This is a genomic window from Ancylothrix sp. D3o (assembly GCF_025370775.1).
Taxonomy (GTDB): domain Bacteria; phylum Cyanobacteriota; class Cyanobacteriia; order Cyanobacteriales; family Oscillatoriaceae; genus Ancylothrix.
Window position 1 is genome coordinate 15,130 of record NZ_JAMXEX010000008.1, and the last position, 15,971, is coordinate 31,100.

The 15,971-nt window shown below is 42.7% G+C and carries 16 protein-coding genes; 7 read left to right on the plus strand and 9 right to left on the minus strand.

Annotated features, from left to right (window positions below; genetic code table 11):
- Positions 1–10 precede the first annotated feature (10 nt).
- Positions 11–955 carry an NAD-dependent epimerase/dehydratase family protein gene (locus NG798_RS15000; RefSeq protein WP_261224459.1) on the plus strand — a complete coding sequence of 315 codons (945 nt, stop codon included), beginning with the start codon at positions 11–13 and terminating at the stop codon, positions 953–955.
- 9 nt (positions 956–964) lie between these two features.
- On the opposite strand, the gene NG798_RS15005 is transcribed toward NG798_RS15000, so the two are convergent.
- From NG798_RS15005 to folK, 4 genes are all read right to left on the minus strand, one after another.
- Complete coding sequence (locus NG798_RS15005) at positions 965–2,398, minus strand: FAD-binding domain-containing protein (RefSeq protein WP_261224461.1); 1,434 nt, start codon at positions 2,396–2,398, stop codon at positions 965–967.
- 38 nt (positions 2,399–2,436) lie between these two features.
- A complete protein-coding gene (locus tag NG798_RS15010; RefSeq protein ID WP_261224463.1) occupies positions 2,437–3,273 on the minus strand; it encodes an ADP-ribosylglycohydrolase family protein in 837 nt (278 codons plus the stop codon).
- An 82-nt stretch (positions 3,274–3,355) separates the two neighbouring features.
- Positions 3,356–3,904 carry an NUDIX hydrolase gene (locus NG798_RS15015; protein WP_261224465.1) on the minus strand — a complete coding sequence of 183 codons (549 nt, stop codon included), beginning with the start codon at positions 3,902–3,904 and terminating at the stop codon, positions 3,356–3,358.
- A 34-nt stretch (positions 3,905–3,938) separates the two neighbouring features.
- A complete protein-coding gene (folK, locus tag NG798_RS15020) occupies positions 3,939–4,472 on the minus strand; it encodes a 2-amino-4-hydroxy-6-hydroxymethyldihydropteridine diphosphokinase (protein ID WP_261224467.1) in 534 nt (177 codons plus the stop codon).
- Positions 4,473–4,573: 101 nt separating this feature from the next.
- Here folK and NG798_RS15025 point away from each other — a divergent pair, with 101 nt between their 5' ends.
- Positions 4,574–5,734: an IscS subfamily cysteine desulfurase gene (locus tag NG798_RS15025; protein ID WP_261224469.1), complete on the plus strand. Its 1,161-nt coding sequence runs from the start codon at positions 4,574–4,576 to the stop codon at positions 5,732–5,734.
- 52 nt (positions 5,735–5,786) lie between these two features.
- Here NG798_RS15025 and sipA read toward each other — a convergent pair whose 3' ends face one another.
- Together sipA and trxA are read right to left on the minus strand one after the other, a co-directional pair.
- Positions 5,787–6,008 carry a regulatory protein SipA gene (gene sipA / locus NG798_RS15030; RefSeq protein ID WP_261224471.1) on the minus strand — a complete coding sequence of 74 codons (222 nt, stop codon included), beginning with the start codon at positions 6,006–6,008 and terminating at the stop codon, positions 5,787–5,789.
- A gap of 62 nt (positions 6,009–6,070) precedes the next feature.
- Positions 6,071–6,892, minus strand: coding sequence for a thioredoxin (gene trxA / locus NG798_RS15035; RefSeq protein ID WP_261224474.1), 822 nt, complete (start codon positions 6,890–6,892; stop codon positions 6,071–6,073).
- A gap of 319 nt (positions 6,893–7,211) precedes the next feature.
- Between trxA and NG798_RS15040 the strand changes: the two genes are divergently transcribed.
- From NG798_RS15040 to NG798_RS15055, 4 genes are all read left to right on the plus strand, one after another.
- Complete coding sequence (locus NG798_RS15040; RefSeq protein WP_261224476.1) at positions 7,212–7,646, plus strand: peroxiredoxin; 435 nt, start codon at positions 7,212–7,214, stop codon at positions 7,644–7,646.
- Between the two features lie 89 nt (positions 7,647–7,735).
- A complete protein-coding gene (locus NG798_RS15045) occupies positions 7,736–8,632 on the plus strand; it encodes a hypothetical protein (protein WP_261224478.1) in 897 nt (298 codons plus the stop codon).
- Positions 8,633–8,714: 82 nt separating this feature from the next.
- Complete coding sequence (locus tag NG798_RS15050; RefSeq protein ID WP_261224480.1) at positions 8,715–9,158, plus strand: peroxiredoxin; 444 nt, start codon at positions 8,715–8,717, stop codon at positions 9,156–9,158.
- 119 nt (positions 9,159–9,277) lie between these two features.
- A complete protein-coding gene (locus tag NG798_RS15055; protein ID WP_261224483.1) occupies positions 9,278–11,629 on the plus strand; it encodes a C39 family peptidase in 2,352 nt (783 codons plus the stop codon).
- A 149-nt stretch (positions 11,630–11,778) separates the two neighbouring features.
- On the opposite strand, the gene NG798_RS15060 is transcribed toward NG798_RS15055, so the two are convergent.
- The 3 genes from NG798_RS15060 to NG798_RS15070 form a co-directional block, all read right to left on the minus strand.
- Positions 11,779–12,102, minus strand: a complete 324-nt coding sequence (locus NG798_RS15060; protein ID WP_261224485.1) for a hypothetical protein — start codon at positions 12,100–12,102, stop codon at positions 11,779–11,781.
- A gap of 99 nt (positions 12,103–12,201) precedes the next feature.
- Positions 12,202–13,077, minus strand: a complete 876-nt coding sequence (locus tag NG798_RS15065) for an ABC transporter permease (protein ID WP_261224487.1) — start codon at positions 13,075–13,077, stop codon at positions 12,202–12,204.
- A gap of 56 nt (positions 13,078–13,133) precedes the next feature.
- Complete coding sequence (locus NG798_RS15070) at positions 13,134–14,153, minus strand: ATP-binding cassette domain-containing protein (RefSeq protein WP_261224488.1); 1,020 nt, start codon at positions 14,151–14,153, stop codon at positions 13,134–13,136.
- Between the two features lie 279 nt (positions 14,154–14,432).
- On the opposite strand from NG798_RS15070, the gene NG798_RS15075 reads away from it, so the two are divergent.
- The gene (locus NG798_RS15075; RefSeq protein ID WP_261224491.1) at positions 14,433–15,878 is read left to right on the plus strand and encodes a serine/threonine-protein kinase; all 1,446 of its coding nucleotides are present in this window, start codon (positions 14,433–14,435) and stop codon (positions 15,876–15,878) included.
- The last annotated feature ends 93 nt before the right edge of the window (positions 15,879–15,971 follow it).

The following is a 15,971-nucleotide window of genomic DNA, read 5'->3' on the forward strand; positions in this document are numbered from 1 at the left end:
TGTGGGGAATATGCCGACATCTATTGTCACCGGCGCGGCTGGTTTTATTGGTTCTCATTTAGCGGAAACGTTGCTGCTTCGGGGTGAGCGCGTGATTGGTGTCGATCATTTTAATGATTATTATAATCCCGAATTGAAGCGAAAAAATATATCTTTTTTGGAATGTCACCCTAATTTTGAGTTAATTGAAGGGGATATTTTATCGTTACCTTGGGCGGCTTTGTTGGAAGATGCGGAAGTAATTTATCACCAAGCAGCACAGGCAGGAGTGCGGGCAAGTTGGGGGCAGACTTTTGGGCTTTATACTGAGCGCAATGTTAATGCTACACAGGTGTTATTGGAAGCGGCAAAAAATGCGCCTAATTTAAAAAAATTTGTCTTTGCTTCGAGTTCTTCGGTGTATGGAAATGCGGAAATGTTGCCGACTTCTGAGGAGGTTTGTCCGATGCCGGTTTCACCGTATGGGATGACAAAATTGGCCGGTGAGCATTTGTGTAAAATTTATCATCGCAGTTTTGGTGTGCCGGTGGTGATGTTGCGTTATTTTACTGTTTATGGGCCCCGTCAACGTCCAGATATGGCCTTTCACAAGTTTTTTAAAGCGGTGCTTGAAAATCAGCCAATTTCGATTTATGGCGATGGTGGGCAAACGCGAGATTTTACGTTTGTTGGTGATATTGTGGCGGCAAATTTAGCGGCTGCAAGAGTTGAGAAGGCGGTGGGAAAAGTGTTTAATATTGGCGGGGGAAGTCGGGTTTCTTTGGCAAAAGTGATTGATACAATTGAGGAAATTTCCGGGGAAAAAATTAAACGTAATTATTTAGAGGCTGCGTTGGGAGATGCTCGCCATACGGGGGCTGATGTGAGTCGGGCGAGGGATATTTTGGGGTATAAACCGCAGGTTTCTTTGGCGGAGGGTTTAAGGCAGGAATGGGACTGGATTTTATCTTTGTAGGGTTAAATATTAAATGTCGGCTTTTTGTTGTTGATAGAGTTGTTTAAACCGGCGTTGTTGTCTATTATGGTCAACAATGGGGGCTGGATATCCGCAGGCTTTTCTTTCTAGGGGGGTGATGTTGCCGGTTAAGATATCCTTAGTATTGATGCCGGCTAATTCGGGTACCCATTGGCGGATATATTCGGCTTTGGGGTCAAATTTTTGGGCTTGGGTTGCTGGGTTAAAAATGCGTAGGGGTTTGGGGTCCATGCCACTTGATGCACTCCATTGCCAGCCGCCATTGTTGGCTGAAAGATCGCCGTCATAAAGTTTTTGCATAAAGTATTTTTCGCCTAGTTGCCAGTTAAGAATTAGGTCTTTTGTGAGGAAGCTGGCTACTATCATTCGGCAGCGGTTGTGCATCCAGGCGGTTTGGTTCATTTGTCGTATGGCTGCATCAATTATGGGGTAGCCGGTTTTGCCTTCACACCAGGCTTGAAAGTGGGTTTCGTTGCCTTCCCAGGGGAAGTTTTTAAAGGGGTTTCTATAGGGCCCTTCGGCTAATTCTGGGAAGTTATAAAGGGCGTGTTGATAAAATTCTCTCCAGGCGATTTCTTGTTGCCAAGTTTGAATACCGGCCTGCTGTTCTTCTGTTTGACATTTTGGTTTTAGGGTTTCGGTTGCTTGCCAAACTGTGCGGATGCCAATTGCGCCAAATTTGAGGGCTGCACTCAGGGTTGATGTGCCTTCTATGGCGGGGTAATTTCGGTTTGTATCGTAGTCAAAGATGGCTTGAGAGCAAAATTCATCTAATTTTTGTTTTGCGGCAATTTCTCCGGGTTGAAGGATGAGGGGGTTATCCCAAACAAAGCCTAATTCTTTGAGGGTGGGGAGGGTGGTTGCACCGGCATTTTTTGCTGTTTCTTGTTCGGTTTCAGTGAGGTTTTCTGTGTTTTCTAAGGTGGGTGTGGGGTGAGATTTTGGTTTGCTATTCCAGTTTCTCCAAAAGGGGGTATAGACGGTGTATTTTTGGCCGGTGCCGGTGCGTATTTCGTCGGGAAAGTGTAAGAGTTGATCCCAAAAGTTTTGAACTTCGATGCCGGTTTGTTGGAGTATTTGTTTGATGGTTTGGTCGCGTTGTTGGGCGTAGGGTTCGATGTCCCAATTCCAGAATACGGCTTTGGCTTTGAGGGCTTTGGCTAGGTTGGGGATGGCTTGTTTGGGGTCGTTTTTTAAAATCAGGAGTTGGCTGCCGGTTTTTTGATAGTTTTGTTGGAGGTTTTCTAGGCAGCCGAGCATATATTTTACGCGGGCTGGGGCTATGTCATCTCGTTGTAAGATGTTGGGGTCTAGGCAAAATATTCCGATGACTTTGGGGGTGCGTTTTCTGGCTTCTGATAGGCCGATGTTGTCGGTTATTCGGAGGTCGCGCCGGTGCCAAAATAAAATTAAATTAGACATGGTTTTTGCAAAAGATTATCGGTATAAAAAGAAGGTTTTTAGAGGAGGTTTAGGAGTTGTTGGTTGAGGTTTATTAGGTAGTCTTTGCCATAGGTTTTGTTTTCTAGGTTGGTGATGAGGTGTTGGGGGAGGTTTTGTTCTATTTCTTGACTACACGCACCGGCTGCTAGGGCTATGGCTGCTACTGTATCGACGTCGCCGGTGAAGTTTATACAGTCTTTTAAAAGTTCGCTCATGTTGTTATTTCTCATTACGGCTGTGATGGCTGCTTTTACACAGCTTATTCCTTTTGTGTCTACTTCTCCTTGCCAAGTTTCTGTCCAGTTACCGGCAATGTGAGTTTCTAAAAATTTGCCTAAATCTTTTTTTTCTCCGAGGTTATAAAGGAAGTAATGAGACATTAAGGCGGCGGCGCAGGCTGCGTTTATTCCGTCGGGGGTGTTGTGGGTTATTGCGGCTTGTATTTTGCAGTTTTGGATGACTTTTTGAGGGGTGGAAAATATGCCTATGGGGGCTGCTCTCATGGCGGCTCCACTTTTGTCGCTTGTCCCGATTATTTGTTCTAAAAATTGTTGGCCGGTTTCGATTTTTTGCAAGAATTGATAAAATCTTCCTGCGTATCCTTCTCTGGGATCTCTTTTAAAAACTTCGACAAATTTATTTGCTAAGTTTTCGGCTGTCCAAGGTTGTTGAAAGACGATTGTTTCTGCTATGGCGAGGCTCATTTGGGTGTCGTCTGTATAACATCCTGGTTGGATTTTGTGGCGGGGGTGTTGAATATATTTGCTTAGGTTGTTATGTTCTTTGATAATCTGAGGATCGGCAAATTCAAAACCGGCTCCATAAGCGTCGCCTATTGCTAATTCTAAGAGCATTTTTACCTCGGTTTTATTTGTTTGTAGGCTTTTTTAGTAGGTTGGGTTGAGAAACGAAACCCAACCGACAAATTAAACTATTTTAGCTTAAAAATGGACGAGCAAGGAAAAAGCTTGAAATTGATTTTGCATCGATGGGTTCTCCTGAGAGTATGGCTTTTTCTAGTTCTTCGGGGGTGAATAACACGGTTTCGATGTCTTCGTCTTCGTCTTGTTGGGGTGGTTTTTCAAGTTTTTCTAAGTCTTGGGCTAAAAATGCGTAAATAATTTCATCGGAGTAGCCGGGGGCTAATAGAAATTCGCCTAATTTTTGCCATTTGCCGGCTCGATATCCTGTCTCTTCTTCAATTTCTCTTTTGATGGTTTCGGCGGGGTTTTCGTTGACTTCAACTGTGCCGGCGGGGAATTCTAAAATGCGTCCTTTGGCGGCAAAACGGTATTGTTTTACTAATACCAGTTTGCCTTCGGGGGTGACGGGTACTGCGAGGGCTCCGCCGGGGTGATGTATGCACTCCCAGTCTCCTTCTGCGCCGTTGGGAAGTCTGAGCCGGTTAACATCAAAATTAAATTTTCTGCCTTGATAGAATAGGCGCTGTTTTAAGATTTCTGCGGGTTCATTTCCGAGGGGCATGGGATTTTTGGGATAGATTACTTTTAATAGTTTCTCATCTTTCTGGATTTAATTCAATCTTTTTGATAATTCCTGATGTATCTATTTTTTGTAGCAGTTCTGCGATGGTTTTGCCTGTCACCGGCTCGATCCAATTTGGGGCAATTTCTGCAAGGGGAACTAGGACAAAGGCTCGCTCGCTCATGCGCGGGTGAGGAATTTGCAATTGGGGTGTGTTTAGGATTAAATTCTCGTACAAAATTAAGTCTAAGTCAAGAATTCTTGCCCCCCAACGTTCGGCGCGAACTCTGCCAAATTTTGTTTCTATTTCCAGCAGGGTTTTTAATAGATTTTGCGGTGATAATTCTGTTTGGATAATTGCACAACCATTGATATAATTGGGTTGGGCCGGCCCCACCGGCACGGTTTCATACCAGTTAGATATGTTTTCTATAATTATGTCGCTAGTTTGTTCTAGGGTTTCTAAGGCTTTTTCTAAAATTATGGGGGATTCTCCTAAGTTACTGCCAAGGGAAATAGCGGCTTTTGCTGTTAGGGGTTTGTGTTCTTCTTTGATGTTGGTTTGCATGGGGGATTTTTTTGAAATAAATCGATTTTTTTGTTAACCCAAAAATATGTAACAATATATTCTTAGCTTTGACAAGTGATAACCTAATCAAAAATCTAAAAATGCAGCGTCCTATTTATCTTGACAATCACGCCACCACTGCGGTAGACGAACGGGTTTTAGAGGCAATGTTGCCTTATTTTACGCAACATTTCGGCAACCCAGCCAGTATTAATCATCAATATGGTTGGGAGGCGGAAGCTGCGGTAAAAGTAGCACGGCAAATTATCGCGGATGCGATTAATTGTACAGCAGAAGAAATTGTTTTTACCAGTAGTGCAACGGAGGCGAATAATTTAGCGATAAAAGGTGTGGCTGAGGCATATTTTAGCAAGGGCCGGCACATTATTACTCTGCAAACAGAACATAATGCTGTTCTCGATCCTTGTGAGTATTTAGAAAAGTTGGGATTTGAAGTTACTTATTTGCCGGTGCAACAAGATGGTTTAGTGGATTTAGATGCTTTTGAAAAAGCCTTGCGTCCTGATACTATTTTAGTGTCTATGATGGCTGCTAATAATGAGATAGGGGTGATTCAACCTTTAGCAGAAATTGGGGAAATTTGCCGAGAAAGAGGGGCTTTTTTCCATACGGATGCGGCGCAAGCTATAGGTAAAATTCCGTTGGATGTGCAAGCGATGAAAATTGATTTAATGTCTATCACCGGCCATAAAATTTACGCACCTAAAGGTATTGGTGTTTTGTATGTCCGCCGGCGAAATCCCAGAGTACAAATTGCAGCGCAAATGCACGGGGGAGGACATGAAAGAGGGATGCGTTCTGGTACTCTTTATACACCGCAAATTGTGGGACTGGGTAAAGCGGTAGAGTTGGCAATTTTGGAGATGGAAAGTGAGGGAAGCCGGCTTAAAAGTTTGCGGGATTTATTATGGGAAAAAATGGCGATTATTGGAGACATTTTTCTCAACGGACACCCGGAAAAACGCTTACCCGGAAATTTGAATATTAGCGTTGCGGGGGTGGATGGACAGGCTTTATTATTGGGGTTGCAGCCGGTTATGGCGGTGTCGTCTGGTTCTGCTTGTACTTCGGCAAAAATTGCGCCTTCTCATGTGTTGAAAGCGTTAGGAATTCCTGATGAGTTGGCGTTTGCTTCTTTGCGGTTTGGAATTGGCCGGTTTAATACAAAAGAAGAGATAGAAATTGTGTCAAAACACGCCATCACCACGATTCAATCTTTACGGAAAGTTGGGAAGTGGTAATGGGGGGCTGGGCGCCAGCAATCGCAGGCGGGACGCCTGCGCCACTGGTGTTTTAAGCTTCCACCGGCTCAATATATTGGCTATCAATTAAAAAGGCGCCTTTTTGAAATCGCACTCCCCAATATCCGCCTGGGCGCCGGTCTAAAACTATCCCTTCTTCTCCGAGTTGAACAACATTCGGCGGACGCAACATTGGCATCGGTTCGGCAGTTTTAAAATAGGCCGGTTGCATTACCAATTTTACTTTTTGACCTACGCTAAATTCTTTCGTCATCACTTGCTAATCCTTGGGAGTTTTTGTTAGTTTAACTTGGATTTTGCCCCAACTTTGGGGATTTAATACAATGCCATCATTAATTTTTTGCGGTATTCTTTTGTCAGCGGGTTCTCTTCTCCCAGCAATTCAAATAACGCCAAAATTGCTTTTCTTGCCCCATCATTTTTATAACTTCTATCTTCCCTGACAATTTCTAAAAATCCCTCCAAAGCTTCTTGATAATGACCTTCTACTACCAAACAAGCCGCCTGCGAAAACATTTTATCCAGTTCGCTATCTCCTTGGGGAATTTTGCAAGCGCGTTCGAGAACAATAAACTGTTTCAAGGCTTGCGCTTGGCTGTAAAGTTGCTTTTCTGATTCGGGAATTGAAGATAATAAAGTTTCGGCTTTTTCCAATTGTTCGCAATCAATGTACAACTTAGCCGCTTCTAACATTAAGCCTTTATTTTGTGGATACTCGCCAAGCAAGGTTTCCATAATTCTGCCTGCTGCTTCAAAATTCCCCGCCTGAATTTCGGTTTCAATGGCATAAAGTCCTTTTTCTAAACCGGATTTAATATTATGTTTACCTAAAAATTCTCGCATTTTCGGTTCTGGCAAAACTCCCACAAATTTATCTACCATTTCCCCTTGATTCATTAACCGTACATCCGGAATTCCCTCTACTCCATAATCATGCGCTAATCGCTGATTTTCATCAATATTAACCTTTGCCACCACCAGATCATATTCTTGGGCGATATTTTCTAAAATTGGCTTTAACATTTGGCATGGGCCGCACCAGGTCGCATAAAAATCAATTAACACCGGCTTCTCAAATGATTTTTGAAAAACTTCTGCTTCAAATGTATCGTTATTAACACTAATTGTGGAACCCATATTTTTCTCCTTTTGTAGTTAACTTAATCATAGCATTTTATTGGCATCATCGAATAAGCCTCTAAAGAAACCGTTGGCCAAGCCAGAATCACCTCGTCTTTATTTCCTAGCGTTTTTCTAGGGAGTGGGGACAGAAAAAGCGGCTTTCTTTAAGAAAAGCGGTTTTTATCTTGGTACCAACTAAAAACTGCTAGATATCATTTCCCTAACAATATAAATTCACAACATAAAAATTTTTAAGGTTTAGGGGACTTTTCTGTGGGTCAGCAAAGTGTTACTATTTAGAAAGCGTCAAAAAATTAAAGAGGATTTTGCATCTATGACTTTAGCTGTCGGCACTGTTGCCCCAGATTTCAGCGTCAAAGACACCAGCGGAAACACCGTTACATTGTCTGAATTTAAAGGCAAAACGGTTGTATTGTATTTCTATCCCAAAGACGACACCCCAGGCTGCACCAAACAAGCACAAAGTTTCCGCGATTCTTATCCAGAATACCAAGGAAAAGAAATGGTTGTTTTGGGTGTTAGCCGCGATGATGAAGCTTCGCACAAAGCCTTCACAGAAAAGTATGGTTTACCTTTTCAATTGTTAGCAGATACCGATGGTGCTATTACCAAAGCTTACGATGTTGAGAACGGTGACTATGCGAAGCGTGTCACCTATATTATTGACAGCGAAGGCAAAATTTCCCAAGTTTTGGATAAAATCAACACCGAATCCCACGCTAAAGATATTTTAGCAGCCATCGCTTAGTTTTTTCCTTTTTTAAGCAAAACCGGCATCACCAAGGCCGGTTTTATTATTTGGAAATTGGAATTTCATAAATACGTTAATACCAAATAATGACTCGATTTATTCACGACCAATTTGCTAAAGATTATTTAGAGGAATTATTAAGTCCTTTCGGAACAGTTCAAGCTCCCCGGCGTGTTGCTGCTGAAGTCCGAGAAATAGATGTTTGGTTTTCACCGGCATCAGAAAATCAAGCAAGTACGGAAACTTTAGGATTATTAGGAAGATTGGCAACAACACCCTGTATTTTTGAACCTTTTCGCAATCCTGCCACGCCGCAAGAAATAGGAGATTGTCTTGTAAAAATATTAGAAATTCGCCGGCATTTGTGGCGTGAAGCCAATCGCAACAATACCGATATTGAGGATTCAAACTTAGCGAAATTGTGGATTTTTAGCCCTACCGCATCCGAATCAGTGCTGTCTGGATTTGGTGCTATAATAGATGACAACGGGTTGCCCGGAGTGTATTTTATGCCATCCTATTTTAGGACAGCAATAGTAGTCATTCACCAGTTACCCCGCACCACAGAAACATTGTGGTTAAGAATTCTTGGAAAGGGTACAGTGCAGAAAAAAGCGATTGACGAATTAGAGAGACTGCCGGCAAATAATCCATTCCGAAAAAATGCTTTAACGCTACTCAATCGGTTAAAAGCTGACCTACAAATTACACCAAATAAAGATTCAGAAGATCAGGAGTTAGTTATGCGATTATCACCTCTTTTTGATCAACAACTTGAACAGGCACAGCAGCAAGGACTCCAACAGGGACTCCAACAGGGACAGCGCCGCGTTATTGAAAGTTTACTGCGCTCACGTTTTGGAGAATTAGACTCGCAACTGGCAGGAATTATTGACGCAATTTTAGCGCTTCCACCAGAAGAATCTACCCCTTTGCTTTTGCAATTATCCCGTGAGGAATTATTAGCGAGATTTACACCGTAAACTTGTGTGGAATAACGCTAATTTTTTGGATACCGCTGACGCTTAACCCAACCTACCAACTCTCAATTCCTAATTCATAAATATGACACTACCCACCGGCACCGCAGCCCCAGCATTCACCGGCAAAGACACAAATGGTAACACCATCAAATTATCAGATTTTGCCGGCCAAATTCTCGTTATTTACTTTTATCCCAAAGACGACACCCCCGGATGTACAAAAGAAGCTTGTAGTTTTCGAGATAACTACAGCGCCTATTTAAGACATAAAATCGCCGTTTTGGGAGTCAGCCGTGATGATGAAATTTCCCATCAACAATTCAGCGAAAAATACAGTTTACCCTTCCCTCTTATCGCCGATACCGATGGCACTATCACCAAGGCTTATGATGCCCAAAAATCTGACGAAAAAGCCAAAAGAGTCACCTATGTAATTGATCAAATTGGCAGAATTGCTCAAGTTTATGAAGGCGACAGCCTCATTCCCGAAACCCACGCCCAGGACATTTTAAAAACCTTAGTTTAATTTTATTCAAAAAGCCGGTTTCGCCAAAAAGCCGGCTTTTTAAATTCTAAAAAAAACTTAACGGAACAAACAACCCACCCCCCGTAAAATGTAGCTATCAGATTTGGCAAAGAATAACAATGAGCGACTCATCCAGCATTAAAATTATCCAAGATACCTTTTTTAAAGCCGCACCGGCAGATTCAAGCAGCCTCCGCGACAATCAAAAAGTTAGACTAACAGCCGGACAAACCTTTAAAATTAACACTTCCGAACCCACAAACGGACATTTCAAAGTTGAATTAACCTCCCCCTTAGTGCCGGTGGGAAGTGTTGGCTATCTTTATGATCGGCACGTTCAAATCACTCAAAACCTGCCCTCTATTCCTACAGTTGATACTGCCAATATTCCCCCTGGTTGCTGCCTTTTAACCATCACCCAAGCCACCAAATTAAAAACTAAACCTGAAGACTCAGCAGAACTATCTTTGCGACAAAAACTAGACATTCCCCAAGGACAAAACTTTTACATCACCGGCTACACTTGTATAGAAGGACATTTCAGAGTCAGCTTCTTACAAGAAATCCCCAACTTTGGCAGAACCGGCTATCTTTACGCCCCCCACGTTCAAATCAGAAAAGACGGTAAAATAGTACAATTTGACACCAACCAAGTTATTTTAACCGTCCTCAAAACCACCCTTTTTAAAAAGCGTCCTGTAGACGGCAGTACCCTAAAAATTGAAGAACAAATAACCCTACCTGCTGGCTGGATTTATGGCGTAACCGGCTACCTTTTAGAAGGCGGACACTTAAAAGTTAGCATAACAGAAAATATCCCCGGATTTGGCAACACAGGCTATTTTTTCCCCGACTTTGTACAACTCAGCCAAGGCGGAAAAAATCTCAACTCTTCCCCCGCCTTAACCTACCAAAGCCCCACCGAATTTTTAGCCAAACAACCCGCAACCCTCAGCGGCAGTTTTGATCCCAAACAAGTCGCAAATATCCGGCTTTTAGCAGAAGATAAATTTGCCTTGCAAGTCAGCGTAAACCGCAGCGCCGGCACATGGCAAGTGCGCTTAAATCAAGGCTTCCAAGAAGCCGGTGCCCGTTGGTTACGCCTGAGAGGAACCGACAGCAGCGGCAAAATTGTCGCCAGTCAAATTATCTATATTACTGTCAGCGATGATGCCATGACAGTCGGACAAGGATTAACCTTAAAAGTCCTAACAGACACCTTTTTTAAAATCGCGCCGGTTGATTCAGCAAGCTTAAATAACCAACAAAAAACCTTGATAAAAGCCGGCCAAAACTTCACAGTCAGTAAATACGGATTTATCGACGGACATTTAAAAGTCACCCTCAATTCTGCCTTACAGCCGGTGGGAACCTTTGGCTATTTTTATGAAGAACATATCCAACTAAGCAAAGGCAATCAAATCTTAAAATTTGAGATTGAAGACGTACCAGACACCGAACTTGCTGCCGAAATGTTAGTAACAGAAACCACCTTCATAAAAAGCAAGCCGGTGGATGCAGGAACCCTACCAGCCAATCAAAAATCAGCCTTACTTTTAGGGCAAAACTTTGCCATCACCGGCTATGCTTGCATGAAAGGACATTATCGCATCACCCTTGCCCAAAATATCCCCAATTTTGGCAAAGTTGGTTATATCTATTGGCGACATATTCAACTAAAAAAAGACAACAAAATCATCCCCTACGATCCCCAAGCTTTAAGCGCAACAGTTGTCGAAAGTACCGCCTTGAAAAAGAAACCAATCGATACAGCAAAATTAGGCAACGCCGAAAAAACAGCCTTGCCAAAAGGACGCATTTATGGCGTAGGCAGTTATGGTTTAGAAGACGGACATATCAAAGTAGCATTTACCGAAGAATTTACCAACTTTGGAAACACCGGCTTTCTTTATCCTCCCCACATCAAAATGCGACGAGGCGGGCGAATTTTCAACCCCTTTCCCAATCAAGTTGAACTCAACGTTCCCCACTTTTCGCAACGAGATAACCCCCGTTTTTATTGGTCAACTTGTAACGTCACATCAATCGCAATGGCATTATATTACTATGGAATGCGGACAAGTTGGGGCGGACAACTAGAAGACGAATTATTGCAATGGTGCTTCAACAAATATGGCGAAGGTTCGCAAACAGATCACAGCGTTTTATCGCAATTAATACGCGCCTACGGATACAAAAGCACCTTTAACACGAACCGCACATGGTCAGAAATTCAAACAGAAATAATTAACCGGCGTCCTTGCATTTTAGCCGGTGATTTTACCGCCACCGGCCATATCGTTTGCGTCGTCGGATACACCTCACAAGGCTTAATTGTTAACGATCCTTGGGGAGACGCCCTCACCGGATATTCCGACACAGAAGGCGCAAAATTACTTTATCCCTACAGCTATTTAAACCGAGTTGCCGGCCCGGATGGCAATATTTGGGCCCATTTCATTAGCCGGTGATTTATAAATTTAACCGCAGATAGACGCAGATAAGTTAATAGTTTTAGCATAGATAAAAGCCTGGTTGATAAAGCAATTAACCTATCCTATTCATCTGCGTAGCGCTATCGCGCCGCTCCGCGTACATCTGCGTTCATCTGCGGTTAATATCACTTATTACCCGTTTCCTGCTGCTGACTTTGTTCTAAACGCTGCATTTGTTGAGTGCGGAAAGCATCAGCAGCACTATTAATATTTTGCTTTTGTTCCTCCGTAAAATTTTGCATATCTATCGGTGCTCCCATTTGCGCCCGGTGAATTAATTCCATCATATTTAATTGCCCATTACCCGCACCGCTGACAGTATCAATTTCATTGCTATTTTGCTGACAATTTGTTTGCAAAGCCGCAGCGCCGGTGCAACTTTGAGCAAAACTCGGCATCCCAAAACCCAAAACCATCACTCCACCTAAAAACAAACACTTCAAATTCATAAAATCTCCTCAAAACACTTCTTATCCCAATATTCTAACTCCAAACCACCCTGTGGGTTAAAGAAACTGGGTTTCTTAAAGAAACCCGGTTTATCCTCACTAAGCGAAACTGCGGCGTAACAAAGGTTGAATTGCGACTAAAGCCACCACATCAAACACCAACAAAACCAACAAAGCACCGCCAAAAGTCACATCCCCAAACGGTGCAGACATCACCACATTATTTAACGCCCAATCGCCATGTAAATACAAATAGCGAATCGGTTCAATTGCATAACTAAGAGGATTCAAACTTGCCACCCATTGCAACCAATTCGGCATAAAAGAAAGCGGCGCAAGAGCAGTGCTGGCAAACAAAAGCGGCAAATTGGTAACAAAAATTACCGCGATTAATTCAATGTGCCCCGGAAGTGCAAAAGCCAAACCCAAACTTAAACCAGTCACTCCCAAAATCAACAAGAAAATAATCAGCGCAATTGCCAACAAACCGGCAATATTTGGCAAACCGGCACCCAAAAAAGCCCCCGCCGCCACAATCACCGCCGTTTGAATAAAACCCAGCGCCAAAATAAAAATCGCCGAGGCTACAACTATCGAAAAACGCGAAGCCAAAGGCGCAACAAGCAGCCGGTTTAAAAACCCAAATTCCCGGTCAAACATCACCGGCAACCCCGCATTAAGCGCCCCAGCAAACGCCGTAAAAACAATCACCCCAGCGCCCAAAAACTGCCCATAATTTACACCATCACCAAACAAACCTTTAGGCGCATTTTGAAACAAAGCCCCAAACAAAATCAACCACATCAAAGGCTGAATAACCCCAGCAATCAAAGTCGAAGGCCGGCGTTTCAACTGAATAAACAACCGCTTCGTCAAAGCCAAAGTTTCCTGCAAAAAATCACCGACAGCATTGCCGCCATCAACTTTCCCTTGCAACTCATTATCCCGCTCATATCTTGAAATAGTCGTACTCATGTTTTCTCCTTATTCTCTCAAAAACTATCTGCGTTTATCTGCGTTTATCTGCGGTTTTATCTCATATTTTCCTTCTTCGCCGCCTTCGGATCACGACTCGCCGCCGCCGCCAACTCCGCATCCAGCAACGTTTTACCCGTCGCCTCCAAATAAACATCATCCAAACTTGGACGCGATTGGGCAATACCAAAAATCGGCAAATTTGCCTCCCGCAAAGCTTGCTGAACCGTCAACAAAGCATCACTTTGAGAAGCCACAACCAAATTCAGCGAATTACCCTGAGCATTATTAATAATCACCTCCTTAACAAACGGCAGCGATTGCAACATTTCACTCGCCTTTTTAGCTTCTTCAAGAGGTGAAAATTCGCGGATGCGTAAAGTAATTCTCTCCCCTCCCACTTTATCTTTTAAATGTGAAGGCGTACCAGAAGCAATCACCACACCTTTATCAATAATTGCCACCCGATCCGACAACGCATCAACTTCTTCTAAATAATGGCTTGTTAACAAAATGGTCGTGCCATTATCGCGCAAATTCCGCAAAAAAGACCACACCGCCATCCGGCTTTCAATATCTAAGCCAACCGTCGGTTCATCTAATACTAAAACTTGCGGTTGATGCAGCAAACCGGCAGCCAAATCAAGACGCCGGCGCAAACCTCCAGAATATTTGCCGGTCAATTTATCTGCCCATTCTTCCAAATCCAACAAAGCAATGGCATTATTGATGCGTTCTTTGGCAATTTTACCCGGAATGTGATATAATGCCGCCTGCAATTCCAGCAATTCTCTGCCGGTCAGCACCTTATCCAGCGCCACCTCTTGCGCCACATAGCCCAGAAGCCGGCGGGCTGCCTTGGGATTTTCCACCACATTCACGCCCGCAACCTCAAGGCGTCCCGCATCCGGGTTAGCAAGCGTACACAGACAGCGGATCGTCGTCGTTTTACCGGCACCATTTGGGCCCAGCAAACCGAAGATTTCCCCTGGTTGAATTTCAAATGATACATCCTTGACGGCCTCAACCGAGCCGTAGCGCTTTTGCAGCTTTTCAATTAAAACGGCGGCAGTCATAATGTTGTTTGGGAGTCTGCTATTTTTACAAAACTATACATTTCTCTGTCTCTATTTTAATCTACTCTCCCCACTTCTAGCGCTGAGTGAGGCTCAATTTAATATTTTCACTGGTAAAATTAAACTCTAAAATCAGCTAAGGAAGTTGAGCATTAATCGTGCCGGTGTCTTCATAAACCCGCATAAAACTGTTAGAAAAAAGCTACTCAGGAAAAAGGCCGGCTGCTTAAAAAAGCTCCAAAAGTTTTATCATAAAATAAATCCCTCACCTGCCAAACTATGCTTTACTGTTCTAATCTTCACTGCCCCAACCCTTTTAACCCAGACGGAAATAAATTTTGTATTAGTTGCGGTTCCCCAAATTTATCAACTTTATTTAGAAACCGTTATCGCGTTATTAAAGTTTTAGGCGAAGGGGGATTTAGCAGAACTTATTATGCCTTGGATGCCGATAGAATGGACGATCCTTGTGTGATTAAACAATTTGTACCGCAACTTCAAGGCACCGCAGCACTCGAAAAAGCCAGCGAATTATTTAAACAAGAAGCAAAGCGACTTTATGAACTTGGCGAACATTCCCAAATTCCCCGCTTACTCGCTTATTTTGAGCAAGATAACCGCCTTTATTTAGTCCAAGAACTCATCGAAGGGCAGACATTATTAGAAGAATTAGACACCGAAGGAAACTTTAGTGAAGACAAAATTAGGCAGATTTTGGCAGATTTATTGCCGGTGCTTAAAATTGTCCATGAAAGTAATGTAATTCATCGCGATATCAAGCCAGAAAATATCATGCGCCGGCAAAAAGATGGCAAATTAATGTTGATAGATTTTGGCGTTTCCAAACAAGCAACTGCAACGATTTTAGGACAAATGGGAACAACCGTAGGAACCCCCGGATATGTGCCGGTGGAACAAATGCGCGGTCAAGTTTTCCCCGCCAGCGACTTATACAGTTTAGGAGTGACTTGTATTCGCTTATTAACAGGGTTATTACCCGATGAAAATGATAATTTATATGATGGAATTAATGGCCGGTGGCTGTGGCGAGAAAATTTGCCACATGAGACGAATATTAATCAAGAGTTAGGCAAAATTTTAGATAAATTAGTTGAAGATTATGTCAAAGACAGATATCAGTCGGCTGAGGAAGTTTTGCAAGATTTAAACAACCAAATTTTACACACAGAAAACAATTATACCGGAAATGACCTCATTTCAGCAGCGGGTGTAAATTACACAAAACTGCAAGAATTACTAGCAGAGGGTAAATGGCAAGAAGCAGATCAAGAAACAGCCGGTTTAATGTTAAAAATCGCTGATCGAGAACAACAAGGCTGTCTTTACCCAGAAGATATCGAAGAATTTCCCTGTGAAGACTTACAAATTATAGATGAACTTTGGGTTAAATATAGTAATAAACGTTTTGGTTTCAGCGTCCAAAAATTAATTTGGGAAAGACTGGGGGAAGTTCAATCTCCTCTTAATTATGACTTAGATACCTGGTTTACCTTTGCAGAGCGAGTGGGCTGGAGAACAGAAATAACCGATTGGTTTTTGTTTTTTGAAATTGGCAAAACCTCCGAATGGAAAAATTATTATGAGATTATTTTTAGTGAAGATGAAGCCCCAAAAGGGCATCTTCCCTACTTGCGAGAAGCCTCCTTAAGAGCCTTAGAAATAATCTGTATTTTTCTTAAACTAGAAGCCTGTCAAAACAATTAAAATTTTGATGTATAGCATTTTTAAATGAGATGTAAATAATAATGTGGTACAGGCATCTTGCCTGTCACGATCATGCCATCAGCTTTTCACAAT